General features: G+C 68.4%; 20 protein-coding genes. 12 read left to right on the forward strand and 8 right to left on the reverse strand.

The features are described 5' to 3' along the window. Nucleotides 1-26 precede the first annotated feature (26 nt). The 9 genes from hisH (at nt 27) to AC3ISA_RS03175 (ending at nt 8,466) form a co-directional block, all read left to right on the forward strand. Nucleotides 27-626, forward strand: coding sequence for an imidazole glycerol phosphate synthase subunit HisH (gene hisH, locus AC3ISA_RS03135; protein WP_489179305.1), 600 nt, complete (start codon nt 27-29; stop codon nt 624-626). Further along, nucleotides 620-1,357: a 1-(5-phosphoribosyl)-5-[(5-phosphoribosylamino)methylideneamino]imidazole-4-carboxamide isomerase gene (gene hisA / locus AC3ISA_RS03140; protein ID WP_489179306.1), complete on the forward strand. Its 738-nt coding sequence runs from the start codon at nt 620-622 to the stop codon at nt 1,355-1,357. The genes hisH and hisA overlap by 7 nt, the downstream gene beginning before the upstream one ends. After that, complete coding sequence (gene hisF / locus AC3ISA_RS03145) at nt 1,354-2,121, forward strand: imidazole glycerol phosphate synthase subunit HisF (protein ID WP_489179307.1); 768 nt, start codon at nt 1,354-1,356, stop codon at nt 2,119-2,121. Before hisA ends, hisF begins: the two co-directional genes overlap by 4 nt. Next, nucleotides 2,118-2,744 carry a bifunctional phosphoribosyl-AMP cyclohydrolase/phosphoribosyl-ATP diphosphatase HisIE gene (hisIE, locus tag AC3ISA_RS03150; RefSeq protein ID WP_372693971.1) on the forward strand — a complete coding sequence of 209 codons (627 nt, stop codon included), beginning with the start codon at nt 2,118-2,120 and terminating at the stop codon, nt 2,742-2,744. Before hisF ends, hisIE begins: the two co-directional genes overlap by 4 nt. Before the next feature lie 48 nt (nt 2,745-2,792). Beyond that, nucleotides 2,793-4,253, forward strand: a complete 1,461-nt coding sequence (zwf, locus tag AC3ISA_RS03155; RefSeq protein WP_489179308.1) for a glucose-6-phosphate dehydrogenase — start codon at nt 2,793-2,795, stop codon at nt 4,251-4,253. 222 nt (nt 4,254-4,475) lie between these two features. Beyond that, a complete protein-coding gene (gene pgl, locus AC3ISA_RS03160; protein WP_489179309.1) occupies nt 4,476-5,186 on the forward strand; it encodes a 6-phosphogluconolactonase in 711 nt (236 codons plus the stop codon). Nucleotide 5,187: 1 nt separating this feature from the next. Then, nucleotides 5,188-7,077: a phosphogluconate dehydratase gene (gene edd / locus AC3ISA_RS03165; protein WP_489179310.1), complete on the forward strand. Its 1,890-nt coding sequence runs from the start codon at nt 5,188-5,190 to the stop codon at nt 7,075-7,077. Nucleotides 7,078-7,107: 30 nt separating this feature from the next. Further along, entirely contained in the window at nt 7,108-8,079 is a 972-nt protein-coding gene (gene glk / locus AC3ISA_RS03170; protein ID WP_489179311.1) for a glucokinase, read from the forward strand. An 81-nt stretch (nt 8,080-8,160) separates the two neighbouring features. Beyond that, on the forward strand, nt 8,161-8,466 hold the full coding sequence (locus AC3ISA_RS03175) for a hypothetical protein (protein WP_372693959.1): 306 nt from the start codon (nt 8,161-8,163) through the stop codon (nt 8,464-8,466). A gap of 74 nt (nt 8,467-8,540) precedes the next feature. On the opposite strand, the gene AC3ISA_RS03180 is transcribed toward AC3ISA_RS03175, so the two are convergent. Further along, nucleotides 8,541-8,903 carry a hypothetical protein gene (locus tag AC3ISA_RS03180; RefSeq protein ID WP_489179312.1) on the reverse strand — a complete coding sequence of 121 codons (363 nt, stop codon included), beginning with the start codon at nt 8,901-8,903 and terminating at the stop codon, nt 8,541-8,543. Continuing rightward, nucleotides 8,900-10,195, reverse strand: coding sequence for a homogentisate 1,2-dioxygenase (gene hmgA, locus AC3ISA_RS03185; protein ID WP_489179313.1), 1,296 nt, complete (start codon nt 10,193-10,195; stop codon nt 8,900-8,902). Before hmgA ends, AC3ISA_RS03180 begins: the two co-directional genes overlap by 4 nt. Nucleotides 10,196-10,309: 114 nt before the next feature. On the opposite strand from hmgA, the gene AC3ISA_RS03190 reads away from it, so the two are divergent. After that, nucleotides 10,310-10,813, forward strand: a complete 504-nt coding sequence (locus AC3ISA_RS03190) for a GNAT family acetyltransferase (protein ID WP_489179314.1) — start codon at nt 10,310-10,312, stop codon at nt 10,811-10,813. 16 nt (nt 10,814-10,829) lie between these two features. Here AC3ISA_RS03190 and AC3ISA_RS03195 read toward each other — a convergent pair whose 3' ends face one another. Continuing rightward, entirely contained in the window at nt 10,830-11,087 is a 258-nt protein-coding gene (locus AC3ISA_RS03195; RefSeq protein ID WP_306002252.1) for an Lrp/AsnC ligand binding domain-containing protein, read from the reverse strand. Nucleotides 11,088-11,125: 38 nt separating this feature from the next. On the opposite strand from AC3ISA_RS03195, the gene AC3ISA_RS03200 reads away from it, so the two are divergent. Continuing rightward, complete coding sequence (locus AC3ISA_RS03200) at nt 11,126-11,950, forward strand: alpha/beta hydrolase (protein ID WP_489179315.1); 825 nt, start codon at nt 11,126-11,128, stop codon at nt 11,948-11,950. A 61-nt stretch (nt 11,951-12,011) separates the two neighbouring features. Then, nucleotides 12,012-12,692: a bifunctional 4-hydroxy-2-oxoglutarate aldolase/2-dehydro-3-deoxy-phosphogluconate aldolase gene (locus AC3ISA_RS03205; protein WP_489179316.1), complete on the forward strand. Its 681-nt coding sequence runs from the start codon at nt 12,012-12,014 to the stop codon at nt 12,690-12,692. Nucleotides 12,693-12,705: 13 nt separating this feature from the next. Here the strand turns inward: AC3ISA_RS03205 and AC3ISA_RS03210 are convergent, their stop codons facing one another. From AC3ISA_RS03210 to AC3ISA_RS03230, 5 genes are all read right to left on the reverse strand, one after another. Next, on the reverse strand, nt 12,706-13,224 hold the full coding sequence (locus tag AC3ISA_RS03210; RefSeq protein ID WP_489179317.1) for a periplasmic heavy metal sensor: 519 nt from the start codon (nt 13,222-13,224) through the stop codon (nt 12,706-12,708). Further along, nucleotides 13,221-13,628, reverse strand: coding sequence for a hypothetical protein (locus AC3ISA_RS03215; protein ID WP_489179318.1), 408 nt, complete (start codon nt 13,626-13,628; stop codon nt 13,221-13,223). Before AC3ISA_RS03215 ends, AC3ISA_RS03210 begins: the two co-directional genes overlap by 4 nt. Then, nucleotides 13,625-14,209, reverse strand: a complete 585-nt coding sequence (locus AC3ISA_RS03220) for an RNA polymerase sigma factor (RefSeq protein ID WP_489179319.1) — start codon at nt 14,207-14,209, stop codon at nt 13,625-13,627. The genes AC3ISA_RS03215 and AC3ISA_RS03220 overlap by 4 nt, the downstream gene beginning before the upstream one ends. Before the next feature lie 66 nt (nt 14,210-14,275). Further along, a complete protein-coding gene (locus tag AC3ISA_RS03225) occupies nt 14,276-14,938 on the reverse strand; it encodes an EF-hand domain-containing protein (protein ID WP_489179320.1) in 663 nt (220 codons plus the stop codon). A 49-nt stretch (nt 14,939-14,987) separates the two neighbouring features. Continuing rightward, nucleotides 14,988-17,918, reverse strand: a complete 2,931-nt coding sequence (locus tag AC3ISA_RS03230; protein WP_489179321.1) for a bifunctional [glutamine synthetase] adenylyltransferase/[glutamine synthetase]-adenylyl-L-tyrosine phosphorylase — start codon at nt 17,916-17,918, stop codon at nt 14,988-14,990. Nucleotides 17,919-18,031: the final 113 nt, after the last annotated feature.

Below are 18,031 nucleotides of genomic sequence, written 5' to 3' on the forward strand. Positions count from 1 at the left end.
CCTTCTCCCCCGAGGGGAGAAGGCTGATGGAAGTCGCCGTCATCGCCTATGGCGCCGGCAACGTCGCCTCGGTCCAGTTCGCGCTGGAACGGCTGGGCGCGACCGTGCGCCTGACCGACGATCCCGCCGTGATCGCGGACGCCGAACGTGTCATCCTGCCCGGCGTCGGCGCGGCCGGTTACGCCATGAGCCGCCTGGCCGAACTGGGCATGGTCGAACCGATCCGCGCCTTTTCCCGCCCCCTGCTGGGCGTCTGCCTGGGCCAGCAACTGCTGTTCGGGCGCAGCGACGAAGGCGACGGCGTCGATCTGCTGGACCTGATCCCCGGCATGGTGATCCGGCTGGAACCCGCAGGCGATCTGCCGGTGCCGCACATGGGCTGGAGCCGCCTGACGCGCGACCATGACGACCCGCTGCTGGACGGCGTCGCCGACGGCGCCTACGCCTATTTCGTTCACGGCTTCGTCTGTCCCGACGGCCCGGCGACCTTGGCCCGCGCCGACTATGGTGGGGTCGTTCCGGCCATGGTGAGATCCGCCAACCGCTGGGGCTGCCAGTTTCACCCCGAACGCTCGGCAGAGGCCGGTGCGACCATCCTCAAGAACTTCCTGGGCCTGCCATGCTGATCTATCCCGCCATCGACCTGAAGGACGGCGTCTGCGTGCGCCTGATGCACGGCAAGTTCGACCAGGTGACCCAGTATGACGAACAGCCGGCTGCACGCCTGACCGCCTTCGCGACCGAGGGCGCCCAGTGGATCCACATCGTCGATCTGGACGGCGCCGAGGCGGGCGAAGCGCGCCAGCATGGCCTGATCGGCGAACTGACCCAGGCCATCGACGTCAAGATCCAATCAGGCGGCGGGGTGCGCGGCGCCAACGACGTGGCCAAGCTGCTGGACGCGGGCGTATCCCGCGTCGTCGTCGGCTCTCTCGCCGTGACCCAGCCCAACGACGTCGCCGCCTGGCTCAAGGGCTTCGGCGTCGAACACATCACCCTGGCCCTGGACGTCAAGATCGAGGACGGCGTGCCCGTCCCGGCCCTGAAGGGCTGGACCCAGTCGTCGGGCGTCACCCTGTGGGAGGCGCTGGATCGCTATCCCAAGGGGACGGCAAAGCATCTGCTGGTCACGGACGTCGGCCGCGACGGCGCAATGACCGGACCGAACCTGGATCTGCTGGCGGAAATCCGTCAGCGCCGTCCCGATCTGGTGCTCCAGGCATCGGGCGGGGTCTCGTCGCTGGACGACATCGCGGCGGTCAAGGCTCTGGGCTGTCACGGAGTCATCGTCGGCCGCGCCCTCTACGAAGGCCGCTTCACCCTGCCCGAAGCCATCGCGACGGCCAGGCGCGCATGACAGCTCGCCGCATCATTCCCTGCCTGGACGTCAAGGACGGCCGGGTGGTCAAGGGCGTGAAGTTCGTCGGCCATACCGACATGGGCGACGCAGCCGAATTGGCCGCCCGTTACCGCGACGCGGGCGCCGACGAACTGGTCTTCTATGACATCACCGCCAGTCCCGAGGGGCGGACGCTGGACTATGGCTGGATCAAGGATATCGCCCGACTGCTGGACATCCCCTTCTGCGTCGCCGGGGGCATTCGCAGCGTGGACCAGGCGGCCCGCTGCCTGGATCATGGCGCGGACAAGGTGTCGATCAACTCCCCGGCCTTGGAACGTCCCGAACTGATCGCCGAAATGGCCGCGCGCCTGGGCAGCCAGTGCGTGGTGGTCGGCGTCGACAGCCGGTTCGAGGACGGCGACTGGGTGGTTCACAAATACACCGGCGATCCCGACGCGCGCCGCCACGCGGGAAAGCGCACATTGGAATGGCTGGACGAGGCGCAAGGCCTCGGCGCCGGCGAGATCGTGCTGAACTGCATCGACCAGGACGGGGTCCGACGCGGCTATGACATCGAACAGCTTTCCGCCGCCCGCGCACGCCTGGCCATTCCCCTGATCGCCTCGGGGGGCGCCGGCGCGCCCGAACATTTCAAGGATGTCTTCGAACAGGCCGACGTATCCGGCGCCTTGGCCGCCAGCGTCTTCCACACCGGCGCCATCGCCATTCCCGACCTCAAACGATACCTGGCCGAGCAAGGCCTGGAGATGCGGATATGACCCTCGATCCAAACACCATCGACTTCGCCAAGGGCGACGGCCTGGTTCCCGTGGTGGTGCAGGACGCCGCGACGCTTCAGGTTCTGACCCTGGCCTATATGGACCGCGCCGCCCTGGACGAAACCCTCGCGTCCGGCGAGGCCACCTTCTTCTCGCGTTCGCGCGGCGGGCGGTGGAGGAAGGGCGAGACCTCGGGCGACCGGCTGCATGTCGTCGGCGTCACGCCGGACTGCGACAACGACGCCCTCGTCCTGTCGGTGAACCCGGTCGGCAATGCGTGCCACCTGAACCGGACCAGCTGCTTCGGCGAGGCCGACGCGCCGGGCGTGGGCCGCATCGCCCGGCTGGAACAGACCATCGCCGTGCGCGCCGCCGCCGATCCGTCCGAAAGCTGGACCGCCAAACTTATCGCCCAGGGGCCCAAACGCATCGCCCAGAAGGTCGGCGAGGAGGGTGTCGAGACCGCTCTGGCCGGCGTCGCAGGCCCTGACGAGGAACTCGCCAGCGAGGCTGCGGATTTGATCTATCACCTGCTCGTTCTTCTCCATGCCCGTAACATGGTGTTTCAGGACGTGCTGGACGTGTTGGCCTCGCGTGCGGAAGCGGGCAAAGCCAGCGGCTAGGCCGTAAAGGCGTTCGTCCCGACAAATGGGACAGTCGAGGGAAATTCTATGGCGGCTCTCATTCTGTTTGGCGGCGGCGGCGATCTGGCGATGCGCATGCTGCTGCCGTCGCTCTATTTCCTCGAACACGACGGTCTTCTGCCTGAAGGACTGAAGATCATCGGCGCCGCCCGTTCGGAAGAGAGCGCCGACGACTATATCGCCAAGGTGCATGAGGCCGTGAAGGCCCGCGCCGAGGCCGACCAGGCCTGGGACGAAACCAGCTGGACCAAGATGAAGGCCCGTCTGGACTATCTGGCCGTGGACGCCACCTCGCCTGACAGCCTCAAGCCCCTGAAGGACAAGGTCGGCGACGGCGAGGTCACCTCCTTCCTGGCCGTCTCGCCCTCGCTTTACGCCCGCATCGTCACGGCGATGAAGGCGGCGGGCCTCGCGGACAAGAACTGCCGCATCGTGCTGGAGAAGCCGGTCGGACGCGACCTGAAGTCCTTCCTGGAAATCGACGACGCCGTGGCCCACGCCTTCAGCGAGAGCCAGGTGTTCCGCATCGACCACTATCTGGGCAAGGAGACGGTCCAGAACCTGATCGCCCTGCGGTTCGGCAATACGATCTTCGAGCCGCTGTGGAACAATCTGACCATCGACCACGTCCAGATCACGGTCGGCGAGACGGTGGGGGTCGGCGACCGTTGGCCCTACTATGACGAATACGGCGCCCTGCGCGACATGCTGCAGAACCATATGCTCCAGCTGCTGTGCCTGGTGGCCATGGAGCCGCCCAGCGACCTGGACCCGGACTCGGTGCGCAACGAGAAGGTCAAGGTGCTGCGGTCCCTGCGTCCCGTCACGGTGGACGAGGTCGAGCGCGTCACCGTGCGCGGCCAGTATGTGGCGGGCGTCTCAGAGGGCAAGCCGGTCAAGGGCTATGACGAGGAACGCGGCCAGCCGTCCGACACCGAAACCTTCGTCGCGGTGCGCGCCGATATCGACAACTGGCGCTGGGCCGGCGTGCCCTTCTTCATGCGGACCGGCAAACGCCTGCCCGAGAAGCGCACCGAGATCGTCATCCAGTTCAAGCCGGTTCCCCACTCGATCTTCGACCGCGACGACCGCGGCGAGGTTCAGGCCAACCGCATGATCATCGAACTGCAGCCCGAGGAAGACATCTCGCTGACGGTGATGAACAAGCGGCCCGGCCTGGATCGGCGGATGCAGCTTCAGCCGATCAAGATGAGCCTGTCGTGGGGCGTCGATGGCAAGTCCGCCGCCCCGCCCCGCCGCCGCATCGCCTATGAGCGGCTGCTACTGGATGCGATGGCGGGAGACTCGACCCTGTTCGTGCGCCGCGACGAAGCGGAACAGGCCTGGAAATGGGTGGACGAGGTCTCCGAGGCCTGGGCCGAATCCGGCTTGAAGCCCGACGAATACGTCGCCGGCACCTGGGGGCCCGACAGCGCCGACATGCTTATGATGCGCACTGGCCGCGACTGGAACACGACCGATGCGTGAAGACAAAACGCCTCCCTCTCCCGCTGGGAGAGGGCTTGAGCCTCCGAGAGCGCCGCGATCGGCAAGGCGAAAGGGTGAGGGGATCGCCCTTTCATTCGGCGTGAGCCGCGCCCCCGAGCGTGCGGCGGCTTACGCCGACGGACGCACCCGACCCTCATCCGACCGCTTCGCGGCCACCTTCTCCCAACGGGAGAAGGGATCAGTTTTCGGCGGAGCCGTTCAATGACCCACCCCATCGAAACCTTCCCCACCGTCGACGCCTGGGCCGCGACCATCGCCGCACGCTTGGCCGAGACCCTGGGCGCCGCCGTGCGCGACAATGGCCGCGCCCTGTTCGCCGGTCCTGGCGGTTCGACGCCCGCCCCGGTCTATCGCCGTCTCGCGGCGACCGATCTGGACTGGTCGAAGATCGCCGTGACCCTGGTGGACGAGCGCTATGTCCCCGAGACCTCGCCGGAATCGAACGCTCGCCTGATCCGCGACGTGCTGTTGCAGGACAAGGCGGCTGCGGCGCGCTTCATCCCCCTTTACACGCCCGAGGTCACGGTGGACCGTGCAGGCATCGTGGCGGCCAAGGCCCTGGCCGATGCGGGCGGGCGTTTCGACGCGGTCCTTCTCGGCATGGGCGAGGATGGCCATATCTGCTCCATGTTCCCGGAAAGCCCGACGCTGAAGACCCTGCTGACGCCGACGCTGAAGCCGACGGTCCTGGGCGTGCCGCATGGGCGCGACGGCATGGCGCCCAGCCTCGAACGACTGTCGATCAACCTGCCCTATCTGATGTCGGCGGGCCGGGTGATCCTGGGCCTGAAGGGCGGGGCCAAGCGGCGGGTGTTCGAAGAACAGGCGCAGGGCGATCCGAAGATCCAGCCCATCGCCGCCCTGATCGCCGCCGGCGTTCCCCTTGAAGTTCTGTGGACGGAGGAAGGCTGATATGGCCCTTCACCCAACCGTGGCGGCCGTCACCGCCCGCATTGTCGAGAAAAGCCGCGAGACCCGCGCCGACTATATCCGTCGCATGGACGCCGCCCGCGACAGCGGGACCGGCCGGGCCAAGCTGAGCTGCGCCAACTGGGCCCACGCCTTCGCCGGTCAGACCATCGCCGACAAGCTGACGGCGATGGACGGGTCCAAGCCCAACCTGGGCATCGTCACCGCCTATAACGACATGCTGTCCGCCCACCAGCCGTTCGAACGCTTCCCAGACGTGGTGCGCAAAGCCGTGCGCGAAGTCGGCGCCACAGCCCAGGTCGCCGGCGGCACCCCGGCCATGTGCGATGGCGTGACCCAGGGGCGTCCGGGCATGGAGCTGTCGCTGTTCAGCCGCGACGTGATCGCCATGTCCACCGGCGTCGCCTTGACGCACGACGCCCTCGACGCCGCCCTGATGCTGGGCGTCTGCGACAAGATCGTGCCTGGCCTGTTCATGGGCGCCCTGGCGTTCGGCCACCTGCCCGTCGTCTTCGCCCCCGCCGGCCCCATGCCGTCGGGCATTCCGAACGCGGAAAAGGCCCGAGTCCGCGCCGAATATGCGCAGAACAAGGTGGATCGCCACACCCTGCTGGAAAGCGAGATCGGCAGCTATCACTCGCCGGGCACCTGCACCTTCTACGGCACAGCCAACTCCAACCAGATGATGATGGAGCTGGGCGGGTTGCACATGCCGTCCACCGCCTTCGTCCACCCCGACACCGGCCTGCGCGACGCCCTGACGGCGGCGGCGGCCAAGCGCGCGGTCGAACTGGCCCGCAGCGGCGAATGCCGCATGGCCGACGTCATCGACGAGAAGTCCATCGTCAACATGATCGTGGCCCTGCTGGCCACCGGCGGCTCGACCAACCACGCCATCCACCTGGTCGCCATGGCGCGGGCGGCGGGCGTGCTGGTCGACTGGACCGACATGGACGAACTGTCATCGGTCACGCCGCTGCTGGCGCGGGTCTATCCCAACGGCTCGGCCGATGTGAACGCCTTCCAGGCCGCCGGCGGCGTCGCCTTCATCGCCCGCGAACTGGCGATGGCCGGCAACATCCACTCGGACGTGACCACCATCATGGGTCAGGGCATCGAGGCCTATTTCCAGGAACCGTCGATGGTGGACGGCGAACTGGTCTGGCGCGACGGGGTGGCGGAAAGCCTGGACCTGGACATCCTGCGTCCCGCCTCGAACCCGTTCGACAAGGAGGGCGGGCTGCGCCTGGTCCAGGGCGATCTGGGGCGCGCGGTCATCAAGATCTCGGCGGTCAAGCCCGAGAACCGCGTCGTCGAGGCGCCCGCCGCCGTGTTCGAAACCCAGGAAGACGCGCTGCAAGCCTTCCGGGACGGCAAGCTGTTCCGCGACGTGGTCGTGGTCCTGCGCTTCCAGGGACCGAAGGCCAACGGCATGCCCGAGTTGCACAGCCTGTCGCCGGCCCTGTCGGTCATTCAGGACAAGGGGTTCAAGGTCGCCTTCGTCACCGACGGCCGCATGTCGGGCGCCAGCGGCAAGACGCCCGCCGCCATTCACGTGTCACCTGAGGCCCTGGCAGGCGGCCCGCTGGCCCATGTCCGGGACGGCGACATCATCCGCCTGGACGCCGAGGCCGGGGTCTTGACCACGGTCGGGATCGCCGACCTGACCGCCCGCCCCCTAGCCGCCCGGTCCGCCGACAACGCCGAGGGTTCGTCCTGGGGCTATGGCCGCGAGATGTTCGGCGCCTTTCGCCATGTGGTCACCACGGCCGAACAGGGGGCGACAGTCTGTTTCGCCGTTCCAACCGGTTCACGCGGTCATGACGACACGCCGCCCAACCCCAACTTCGTCGACCGGACCGTGGACGCATGATCCACCGAACCGAGCGCAGGAAACGACCCCATGAATGACAAGACCCTCCTCGTCGGTGATGTCGGCGGCACCAACGCCCGCTTCGCCGTGGCCCGCATGGTTGATGGAAAGCCCGTGCTGGACCACCACGAGAGCTTCCCGGCCGAGACCTATCCGACCTTCCTGGAAGGCGTCGCCGCCTACGTCGACGGCTGCGACGTCAAGCCGACCGGCGGCGTCATTGCCGTAGCCGGCCCGGTCACCGACGGGGCCATCGACCTGACCAACTCGCCCTGGGCGGTGTCCGAGACCGAGCTTCAGACCCTGGGCCTGAAGCCGGTCAAGCTGATCAACGACTTCGAGGCCCTGGCCTGGGGCGCGCCCGTCGTGCCGGAAGATCAGCTGGAAAGCCTGGGCGGCCCGGTGGACGGTGATCCGCATTCGACCGTCGCGGTCATGGGACCGGGCACGGGCTTCGGCGTCTCGGCCCTGGTGCGCGACGCGGCCGGCAAGGAAATGGCCATGCCGTCGGAAGGCGGTCACGCCTGTTTCCCGCCCGGCGATCCGATCGAGGACGAAATCCTGCGCATCCTGCGTCGTCGCTATGACCGCGTCTCGATCGAGCGGCTGATCTGCGGTCCCGGCCTGCTGAACATGCACCGGGCTCTGGCCGAGATCGACGGGCGCGAGACCCATATCGACGATCCGGCCCAGATCACCGAGACGGCGATGGCGGACCCCAACAGCCCGTGCGGCGCGACCCTGGCCCGCTTCTGCGCCATCCTGGGCGCGGTCGCCGGCGACATCGCCCTGACTACCGGCGCGCGCGGCGGCGTCTATATCGCCGGCGGCATCGTCCCGCGTATCCTGCCCTTCATCAAGGCCAGCCCCTTCCGCCAGCGGTTCGAGCGCAAGGGCCGGTTCAAGGACTATATGTCCGAGATTCCGACCAAGGTGATCATGCACAAACACGCCGCCCTGTTGGGCGCGGCACGCGTCGCCTTCGCCCAATCCGAAGACTGAAGATCACGAAAATATCACGGCGGCGTGAACCGTTTCGCCGCCGTGACGTTTCCTGATTTCCACCAAGGAGAGGAAACGAAAATGAAGAAGATCGCCATCGCCGCCGCCTCGCTGTTCATGCTGGCCGGCGTCGCCGCCTGCGGTGAAAGCGCCGCCGACAAGGCCGCTGAAAAGCAAGCTGGGGCCGTCGAAGCGACGGGCGAGGCCCGCGCCGATCAACTGGAATCGCAAGCCGCGACCGCTCCGACCGCCGCTCAGGCCGGCGCTCTGAACGCCCAGGCCGATCAGGTCGAGGAGAACGCCGACCGCAAGGCCGACATGGTCGAGCAGCAAGCCGGCAACGCCGACGGCGGCGCCACCACGGCCAACACGCCTTCGACTCACTAAGTCCGTTTACGGATGGATCAGCCCCCGTCGTTCGCGACGGGGGCTTTTTCGTGCCTGCCTATTTGCGCTGACGATCAGTCGATGCAGAGGGTCGCGCCGGCCTTGCCGTCCTCGACCGCCGTGTTGCAGCCGAAGCGGTTGCTGGTCGCCTGACAGACGCCCGCCACGGCCGCCCCAGGCGCGACGCCGCTGTTGCCCTCGATCAGGCAGTCAGCCTGGCATTGGTCGCCGTCGGTGCAGCGTTTGCCGGCGTCGGTATAGCGAACGACGCACTGCCAGGACTGCATCCGCCCCACCTGTTGCATCGTGCCGCCTCGGGTGGCGCACGACGCGGCGTCCGCGCTCTGCATCGGGGCCTCGGCGGCGGAGCCCGTCGGCTGGGACGAGCAGGCGGCAGCCAGCAAGGCGACGGCGGCGATGAGGGAAATACGGATCATGAGATCTGTCCTTTGGTGAAGCCTGACCAGCAGTCGTCGTAGTCGAGCTGCATCTGCGGTGATTCGGACGCCCATTTCGTGACTCGGATCGGCGCGCGGGTTTCGAACATGAAGGCCAGGGTGTTTTCAATCTTGTGCGGCTGAAGGTCCGCCTTGATCGCCCCCTCATAGCTGGCCTGATCGGGACCATGGCCGCTCATGCGGTTGTGCAGGGACGCGCCACCCGGCGCGAAACCGCCGGCCTTGGCGTCATAGGCGCCGGTCACAAGACCCATGAACTCGCTCATGACGTTGCGATGGAACCACGGCGGCCGGAAGGTCTGTTCGGCCACCATCCAGCGCGGCGGAAAGATGACGAAGTCGATGTTGGCGGTGCCCGGCGTCTCTGACGGGCTGGTCAGGACGGTGAAGATCGACGGGTCCGGGTGGTCGAAGCTGACGGTGTTGATCGTGTTGAACCGCGCCGTGTCATAGCGGCAGGGCGCCAGGTTGCCGTGCCAGGCGACAACGTCCAACGGGCTGTGATCGAAGGTGGTGACCCACAGGCGGCCGCCGTATTTCTGGACGCACTCGGTCGGGCGATCCACATCCTCGAACGCCGCGACCGGGGTCTCGAAGTCGCGCGGATTGGCCAGGCCGTTCGAGCCGATAGGGCCCAGATCCGGCAGGCGGAACGGACTGCCGTAGTTCTCGCAGACATAGCCCCGCACCGGCCCCTCGACCTCGACGCGGAAGCGCACGCCGCGTGGGATCAGCACGACATGGCCCGGCTCGGCCTCGATCACGCCCATCTCGGTGACAAAGCGGTGCGCCCCCTCTTGCGGCACGATCAGCAGCTCGCCGTCGGCGTCGTAGAAGACCCGGTCGGTCATAGAACGGTTGGCGGCATAAAGATGGATGCCCGCGCCTGCGCCCGCGTCCGGCTCGCCGTTTCCGCCATAGGTCGTCAGCCCCTCGACCCAGTCGGTCGGCGCCTCGGGCATCGGCAGCGGGTCCCAGCGCATCCGATTGGGATTGGGCGGCGTCTCGTCGAACGGGCCGGAGCGCACCAGACCCTGGCCGAAGGGCGTGTACGGTCCATGCTGGGCCGAGGGGCGCAGGCGATACAGCCAGCTGCGGCGGTTCTCGGCGCGCGGGGCGGTGAAGGCCGTGCCCGAAAGCTGTTCGGCATACAGGCCCATCGGCGTCTTCTGCGGCGAGTTCTGGCCGACCGGCAGGGCGCCGGGCGCGGCCTCGGTCGCGAAATGATTGCCAAAGCCGGTCAGATAGGCGGGCGCGTTGGATCGCGTCATGTCGTGTCTCCCTATGACGCCGGTTTAGCCGTCCCTTGGGTCAGCGTCACCCTTTTGCGGCGAGGCAACAGCTTGGCGGTTGGCGCGTTGCTCTGGCCTCACGGAGGGATTTCCATGACCTATCTGACCCGGGCGGTCTTCGCCTTCGCCAGCCTGCTGCTGTTGCTGGCCGCAATGGCCCTGATCGGCTTCGGCGTGAAGGACGCGCTGGAGGGGATCGGGTCGCCGGACAAGTCGGGCGCCGACGCCGTGCTGGACGTGCTGGGCTATGTCATCGTCGCCATCGCCGTGTTCGACGTGGCCAAATACATCTTCGAGGACGAGGTGCGGCGCGGCAACGAGAAGCGCAGCGCCGCCGAGGCCCGGCGCAGCCTGACCAAGTTCCTGTCCACCATCGTCATCGCCCTGTTTCTGGAGGCGTTGGTGGTCGTGTTCAAGACGGCGCGCGAGGACGTGGCCCTGCTGCTCTATCCCACCGCCCTGCTGGTCGCCTCGGTGATGGTTCTCGTGGGGCTGGGCGTCTTCCAGCGCCTGTCGGCCACGGTCGAGGAAAAGGTCGGCGACGACGACGAGGCCGAGGACCGCAAGGACAAGGTCAAGCGAAAGGCCGCGACCTAGCCTTTGTACGGCAGGCCTAACCCTTCGAGGGCAAGAAAGGCGAGAAGGTGATCACGGTGAAGGTGTCGCGCACATGCGGTCGCGTCTGCACCTGTTTCGTCACGAAGGTGCCGATGTCGGCGTCGCGCGGCAGGTTGAACTTGGCCAGCAGATCGTGCTGGCCCGAGGTCGAATAGACCTCCGAGACGTTCTCGACATTGTCCACGATGTCGGCCGCCACCTCGTTGGCGTAGCCCAGCTCGCATTTGATGAAGACGAAGATGGCGGTCATCATGGCGGATCAGTCCTCTGGTTCGAGGGCGTTCCTAGCGGATGAACACGTGCCGGGGTAAGCCGCAAGACACAGACGCCGTGCTGGAGGCGCAATATAACAACCGCGCCCTGGTCCCCGACCACCCCGCCGTCATGGCGCGCTGGAAGGCGGGATCGGAGGCGGCGCGGGCGGCCCATCCGCCGCAAGTCCTGCAATACGGCCCCGGCGCCCGCGAGCGGATCGACTGGTTCGACGCAGGGAAAGGCGCGCCGGTCGTGGTCTTCATCCATGGCGGATACTGGCAGGCGCTGGACGCCGGCTGGTTCAGCTTCGTCGCCCCGCCCCTGCTGGCCCACGGCGTCAGCGTCGCCATCCCGACCTACGACCTGGCGCCGACCGTGCGGCTGGGCCGGATCGTCGACCAGATGCGCACGGCCGTCGATCTGATCCACGCCCGAACCGGCGCCCGCCCCGTCGTCAGCGGCCATTCGGCGGGCGGCCATATGGCGGCCTGCCTGCGGTCCGAGGGCCGCGCCTGGGCCGCCATCTCCATATCCGGCGTGTTCGACCTTGAGCCGCTGATCCCGACCTCGCTGAACGTGGCTCTGGACCTGAACCCCACCGAGGCGCGCGCCCTGTCGCCGATCCACTGGCCCGCACCCGCCGGCGCGATTCTGGACTGCATCGTCGGCGGCACCGAGAGCGACGCCTTCCAAAGCCAGAGCCGGGCCATGGCTGAGCGATGGAGCGCCCAAGGCGCCGAGACACAGTTCGAGGCCCTGTCAGGCATGAAACATTTCACGGTGCTGGATCCGTTGTTCGATGCGGAAAGCGTCTTGGTCGGGCGTCTGGCGGCATTGGCGCACCGCCGCAACGCGGTTTGACTTGACGTTGCGGCCGCGACATCGGAGGTCGGACGCGAACCTATCGCAGAGGAAACCATCCATGGCCCACGATCGCGTCAGCGTGCTTCAGGCGCTGGAGACCCAGGGCGTCTGCCCGGTCTTCTATCATCCCGACGCCGAGGTCAGCCTGAACGTCATTCGCGCCTGTGCGCGCGGCGGCGCGCCGGTGGTCGAGTTCACCAATCGCGGCGACTTCGCCTGCGACCTGTTCGGCGAGATCAATCGCGAACTGATCAAGACCGACCCGGAGGTGGTGCTGGGCATCGGCTCGGTGGTCGATGCGGGCACGGCGTCGCTTTATCTGAACCGGGGCGCGCGCTTCGTGGTCAGCCCCTGCCTGATCCCCGACGTGGCCAGGGTCTGCAACCGGCGCATGGTCGCCTATTTCCCCGGCTGCGGCTCGGTGACCGACATCGGCGAGGCGCACGAACTGGGCTGCGACATCGTCAAACTGTTCCCCGGTTCGTCGGTCGGCGGCCCGGACTTCGTCAAGGCGGTGAAGGGGCCGATGCCTTGGGTCAAGATCATGCCGACGGGCGGCGTGGACCCGGACGAGGCCTCCATCGCCAAATGGTTCGGCGCTGGGATCGTGGCGGCGGGCATGGGCTCCAAACTGGTGACGGACGAGGCCGTCAAGTCGGGCGACTGGGCCGCCATCGAGGCCAAGGTCCGCGCGACGGTGGACGCCGTCGCCGCCTTCCGGGCGTCCAAGAAGGGCTGATCGGCCGAACGGCTCAGCGGGACGGACGGTCGTCCCGCTGACGACCGTTCCGCTCGCCGTGATGGACGATGGCGCGGCGGGCGTCGCCCTTGCGTTGCAGGATCGGGGTCAGGGCCTTGCGCTCTTCCGGCGTCAGCGTCGCCAGGACGGCGACGGCGCCGTTTTCCAACCGCGTGCGGCCACGCATCTCGGCGGCCCTGGATTGTTCGAGCAGCGTCTGAACACGGGCCGCGTCCAACGTCGGTTGACCGGCCGCGTCGATGGCCTCACGCCGCGCCGCCCGCGCCGCCTCGAAATCGGGACGCGCCGCCAGGGCGGATTCCCGCAGGGCCGTGCGCACGCGGTCTCGAACGGCGGGGTCCAGATCGCCCAGCACCTCGGCCAGCGGGCCTTCGCGACCGGGACGCCTCTGATCCTCGATCTTGCGTTCGATCCTGTCGCGGTTGACGCCATAGGTCACGGCCCCCGCGACCGCGAACACGTTCAACGCCACCGAAACGGCCAGGGCGATCTTCAGGGTCTTCGGCGTCATCCCAGAACCTCGGTGTCGTCCACGCCGGTCAGCGAGGATTGATAGAGCACCGCATCGGCCCGCGCGTCGGCGGTCAGATGGGTGGTCAGGCCGACGCCGGCGACCACGCCCGCACAGGCGGCGGCGGCCCATCCGGCCCCCAGATACCAGACTGCACGCCCCAGCCGGCTGCGTGCCTTGCGTTTGGGCGCTGCGGCCAGAATTCGCGCGGTCAGGGCGGCGGACGGAACCGGCGCAGGCGCGCCGTTCAGCAGGGCGTCCAGCGTCGCCGCCTCGTCCAGCACCGACTTCAGCGACGGATCGGCCGCGATCAGGCTTTCGGCGAAGGCGCGCTCGGACGCGGGCCACCGACGCAGGTCGGCGCCGTAGGCGTCCGCCAGTTCGTGCAACCGTTCCGCCTTCATCGTCCGTCTCCTCTACCCGCCCTCGGCGACCCGGCTGGGGCCATGTCCGAAAGGGCCTGACGCAATGCGCGACGACCGCGCGACAACAAACTCTCCAGCGCCTCGACGCTGATCTCCATCAGGGCCGCCGCCTCGATATTGGACAGCTCCTGATAATGGCACAGGACGATGGCCTCGCGCTGTCGGTCCGGCAGACGTTTCAGGGCCGCATCGACCCGCGCGCCCGTTTCTGCGGCCAGCAGCCCCCGATCCGGCGCCGGCCCCTCGTCGGGGCGATCCGGCGGCGTATCGGTGGGGATTTCGCGCCGTCGCCTCAGCCGGTCGTAGCAGAGATTCAGCGCGACGCGGTGCAGCCAGGTGTCGAACCGCGCCTTGCCGGGCGCCCATTTCGGCGCCTGTCGCCAGGCCTTGAGCATGGCCTCCTGGGCCACGTCCTCGGCCTCGGCCGCGTCGCCCAGCATCCGCTGCGCCAAGGCCAGGATGCGCGGCAGCTTGCGCGCGACGAGCGTCTGCGCGGCCGCCGGGTCGCCCTGACCCACCCGGCGCACCAGATCCTCGTCGGGGTCGACGATCGCGACCAAACCTGCCTCTTCCGCTGCTGACGAAAGGGACCGGTTCGTTCATGACGGCCGACCCCGACACCGTTCTTACTCCGAAGCCGGGGCGGGGGAAGCCGGTTGTTGCGCCGGACGGACTGCGCGGCGTTCCGCACGCTGGGCCTGACGCTCTGCACGATGGGCGGTCATGGCGGCGCGACGCTCGTCGGCCGAGATCACGCCGTCGCGGTTGGCGTCCATCTTGTCGAAACGCTCGCCCAGCGTGGCGGCGACGTCTGAGATCACCACCGGACCGCGTTCGCGGCCGGGGCCACGCCCTTCGGCGCCGGGACGGCCGGGAGCGCGCATGGCGTGATGCGGGCCGCCGCGATGACCCTCACGATTGCCGGCGCGTTCGGCGCGCGGACCGCGATCGGGGCGAGCGGCATGGCCGGCGTCGAACTCGGCGCGGCTGATGGAGCCGTCGCCGTTGGCGTCCAGCTTGGTGAAGCGGGCATCGGCGCGCTCGGCCTGGCGGGCCTGCATGCCGGCCTGACGTTCCTCGACGCTGACCGTGCCGTCGCGGTTCGCATCCAGCGCGGTCAGGCGGGCGACGCGCGTATCGACGAACTCTGCGCGCGTGATCTGACGGTTCGGTTCGCCGCGCGTTTGATGCGGAGCGGCTGCGCCAGCGGGGGGAACCTGTGCGGTCGCAACGCCGGCGACGGCGGCCAGCGCGATGACGCTCAGGCCGGTCAGAAAGGTCTTTCTCATCTCGATCATCTCCATGGACCGCGTGACGCGACCCTTTGACATTGCCCTGTCAGGAGATTGAACGCGGCGTCTCCGAATCTCCGTCGCGACCTGCAGGAACAGCCCGCTCGAAGGCCTTGCGCGCCCGCGCCCGCAGGTCGGTCAGTTCGGTCTTCAGGGTCTCGAAATCGGGCGCGCCCGCCGCCTCGGCCAGACGAAGCTGGAAGACAGACGGCTCGGCCTCGGGATCGACACGCCCCTCGAAGGCGGCGGCCAGCAGGTGCGCCAGCCGCTGCTGCACCCGCCAGGCCTCGGCCAGGACAGGGTCGTCGTGCAGGGCCTCCAGCGTGGACAGGGTCAGGGGCTCGCCGATGGCGGCGGCCTGGAGCTGGCGGAACTGGGCTGCGAACTCGGCATCCACCTGACCGCCGGGCGACAGTTTCAAATCCCAGAAGCCGTGCGGGCGCCGCTCGCGATCCATCAACGCCCGCATCTTCCTGACATCGGCGGCGACATCGACGCCGGGGCGCGGACGGCGCAGGGCGGCCTCGATGGCGGCGGACACCTGGGCGCCGAACTTCGGATCGCTGGCCCAGACGACGCGGGCGCGGGTCAGGACCATGAACTCCCAGGTCTCGGCCTCGCGGGCGTAATAGTCGTCGAAGGCCTTCAGCCGCACCGACACCGGCCCCTTGGAGCCGGTGGGCCGCAGCCGCATGTCGACCTCATACAACCCGCCCTCGGCCGTGTGCGCCGACAGGGCCGCGATCAGCCGCTGGGTGAAACGGGCGTAGAAGACGTCAGAGGTCCAGCCCTTGATCTCGGATGCGGCTTCCGGCGGCGCCTCGTACAGGGTCATCAGATCCAGGTCGGACCCGGCCGTCATCTCGCGCGAGCCGGCCTTGCCCAGGGCCACCACCGCGACTGCGCCGGGCAAGGCGCCGCCCAACCGTTCGGTCTCGGCCAGGGCCGCCGGCGACAGAGTCCGCATCGCCGCGTCGGCCAGGGCGGCATAGGCGCGACCCGCCGCCTCGGGCCCCGCACGTCCTGTCAGGGCGTGGATGCCGATGCGGAACATCTGCTCGCGGTGCAGGCGGCGCACGGCGTTCATGGCGCCTTCGAAATCCTCGGTCTCGCCGGCCTCGCGCAGGATCTGTTCGGTCAGACCGGTCTCGGCGGACAGATCGGCCAGAAAGCGCGCGTCCAGCACCCCGTCCAGCGCCGCCGGTTGCCGCCCCAGGGTCCGGGCCAGGCGCGGCGCGAAGGCCATGACGCCCAGCACCATCTCGAACAGTTTGGGCTGGTTCAGGAACAGGGCCTGGACCTGGACCCCCGCCGCCAGGCCCGAGAAGAAGGTGGCGAAACGGCGAAACGCGTCGTCTGGAGCGCCCGACCGAGCCAGGGCCTCCAGCAGGCGCGGCGCCAGGCGGGTGAACAGTTCGCGCCCTCGCGCCGTCCGCGTCGCGGGGATGCGGCCGTGGTGCCAGCTGCGGATGGCAGCAGCGACGGACGGGGCCTCGGAAAAGCCCATGCGGCGCAGGGTCTCCAGGGTCTCGGGATCGTTCTCGACCCCGGTGAAGACCAGGCTGCCATAGCTCGAATCCAGATCCTCGCCGCCCTCGAACAGTTCGCCATAGCGGGTGTTGACCCGGACCAGCAGGGCCTCGACATGGGCGTCGAAGGCCGCCAGTTCGCCGAAACCGGCAAGCGCGGCGACGGCGGCGCGACGTTCGCGGTCCTCAGGCAGGCGGTGGGTCTGCTCGTCGTCGAGCATCTGCACCCGGTGCTCCAGCCCGCGCAGTTCGACATAGGCGGCCGACAGCTCTTCGGCGACCGCCTGGGGGATGTGATCGGCGTCGGCCAGCGCCTTCAGCGCCTCCAGCGTGCGTTGCTTGCGCAAGGCCGGATCGCGCCCGCCCAGGATCAGCTGCTGGGTCTGGGCGTAGAATTCGATCTCGCGGATGCCGCCGCGCCCCAGCTTCAGATTGGCCCCGGCAGCGTGCAAGCCCTCGCCGGTCTTGTGGACGTGGATCTGTTTCTTGATCGACTGGATGTCGAGCACGGCGGCGTAGTCCAGGCTGCGCCGCCAGATGAAGGGGATCATGGCCTTCAGGAACCGGCCCGCCGCGCGCATGTCGCCCAGCACCGGCCGCGCCTTGATGAAGGCCGCGCGCTCCCAGTTCTGGCCGACGCTCTCATAATAGGCCAGGGCCATCGGTCCCGCGACCACCGGCGGGGTCGAGGATGGATCGGGCCGCAGCCGCAGATCGACGCGGAAGACATAGCCGTCGGCCGTCCGCTCGGTCAGCAGGGTGGCGACTCCCTTGCCGACGCGATTGGCGAAGTCCTGCATCTCCTCGCCCTCGCGCAGGGCCAGGACCATCAGGCGCGGCTCGAAGAAGAGCGAAATGTCGATGTCGGAGGAGTAGTTCAGCTCGTTGGCGCCGTGTTTGCCCATGGCCAGGCCGAACAGGCCGGGGATCGGGCCGCGCGGATCGCCCGGTGGCGACACCAGACGGCCGCGCGCACGCTGCTCGGCCGCGACGGCGCGCAGGGCGGCGCGGCATGAAGCGTCCGCGAACTTCGACAGGGCGTCGGTGACCTGGTCCAGATCCCAGACACCGCCGAGGTCGGCGAGCGCGGTCAGAAGATGCAGGTCTGCCTTGAGCACCCGCAGCGGGGCGCGGACCTCGTCCGGCTCGGCGTCCAGCGCATCGGTGTCGCGGATGATCTGGACGAGGCTGGCGGCGGGATCCTCCTCCAACAGGCGGCGCAGATGGGTGGGGCGGCGGCGCATCAAGCCGGCGAGATAGGGGGACGCTCCCGCAACCGGGGCCAGAGCGGGCCAGGCGGCGTCGAGTGTGTCGCGCCAACCGTAGGCGTCGTCGGCCTCGGTCAAGCTTTCCAGCAGGCGGTCGGCGGCTGCCGTGTTGGCGACAGGTCCTGCGGGCTTGATCCTCTGGCCCAACGGGATCGGTGCGGAGGTTGCAGTATCGGCCATTAAATCATCCGCTCATCCCCTCGAAAGCGGGGACCCAGTGCTTTCGCTCGGCAAAGCGTTGGACCACGATCCTGACACACGCCACAAGCCTGACTGCCCAAAGAACTGGGTCC

The sequence above is a fragment of the Brevundimonas sp. KH_058 genome (assembly GCF_057838505.1).

Excerpts from the sequence above, each read along its gene's own strand:
- AC3ISA_RS03175 (WP_372693959.1), top strand. The coding sequence starts at position 8,161 with ATGAAGAAGATCGCCATCGCCGCCGCCTCGCTGTTCATGCTGGCCGGC.
- pgl (WP_489179309.1), top strand. The coding sequence starts at position 4,476 with ATGACCCACCCCATCGAAACCTTCCCCACCGTCGACGCCTGGGCCGCG.
- hisH (WP_489179305.1), top strand. The coding sequence starts at position 27 with ATGGAAGTCGCCGTCATCGCCTATGGCGCCGGCAACGTCGCCTCGGTC.
- zwf (WP_489179308.1), top strand. The coding sequence starts at position 2,793 with ATGGCGGCTCTCATTCTGTTTGGCGGCGGCGGCGATCTGGCGATGCGC.
- edd (WP_489179310.1), top strand. The coding sequence starts at position 5,188 with ATGGCCCTTCACCCAACCGTGGCGGCCGTCACCGCCCGCATTGTCGAG.
- hisF (WP_489179307.1), top strand. The coding sequence starts at position 1,354 with ATGACAGCTCGCCGCATCATTCCCTGCCTGGACGTCAAGGACGGCCGG.
- AC3ISA_RS03195 (WP_306002252.1), bottom strand. The coding sequence starts at position 11,087 with ATGATGACCGCCATCTTCGTCTTCATCAAATGCGAGCTGGGCTACGCC.
- hmgA (WP_489179313.1), bottom strand. The coding sequence starts at position 10,195 with ATGACGCGATCCAACGCGCCCGCCTATCTGACCGGCTTTGGCAATCAT.
- AC3ISA_RS03205 (WP_489179316.1), top strand. The coding sequence starts at position 12,012 with ATGGCCCACGATCGCGTCAGCGTGCTTCAGGCGCTGGAGACCCAGGGC.
- AC3ISA_RS03225 (WP_489179320.1), bottom strand. The coding sequence starts at position 14,938 with ATGAGAAAGACCTTTCTGACCGGCCTGAGCGTCATCGCGCTGGCCGCC.
- AC3ISA_RS03200 (WP_489179315.1), top strand. The coding sequence starts at position 11,126 with ATGAACACGTGCCGGGGTAAGCCGCAAGACACAGACGCCGTGCTGGAG.
- hisA (WP_489179306.1), top strand. The coding sequence starts at position 620 with ATGCTGATCTATCCCGCCATCGACCTGAAGGACGGCGTCTGCGTGCGC.
- hisIE (WP_372693971.1), top strand. The coding sequence starts at position 2,118 with ATGACCCTCGATCCAAACACCATCGACTTCGCCAAGGGCGACGGCCTG.
- AC3ISA_RS03190 (WP_489179314.1), top strand. The coding sequence starts at position 10,310 with ATGACCTATCTGACCCGGGCGGTCTTCGCCTTCGCCAGCCTGCTGCTG.
- AC3ISA_RS03210 (WP_489179317.1), bottom strand. The coding sequence starts at position 13,224 with ATGACGCCGAAGACCCTGAAGATCGCCCTGGCCGTTTCGGTGGCGTTG.
- AC3ISA_RS03230 (WP_489179321.1), bottom strand. The coding sequence starts at position 17,918 with ATGGCCGATACTGCAACCTCCGCACCGATCCCGTTGGGCCAGAGGATC.
- AC3ISA_RS03215 (WP_489179318.1), bottom strand. The coding sequence starts at position 13,628 with ATGAAGGCGGAACGGTTGCACGAACTGGCGGACGCCTACGGCGCCGAC.
- AC3ISA_RS03180 (WP_489179312.1), bottom strand. The coding sequence starts at position 8,903 with ATGATCCGTATTTCCCTCATCGCCGCCGTCGCCTTGCTGGCTGCCGCC.
- glk (WP_489179311.1), top strand. The coding sequence starts at position 7,108 with ATGAATGACAAGACCCTCCTCGTCGGTGATGTCGGCGGCACCAACGCC.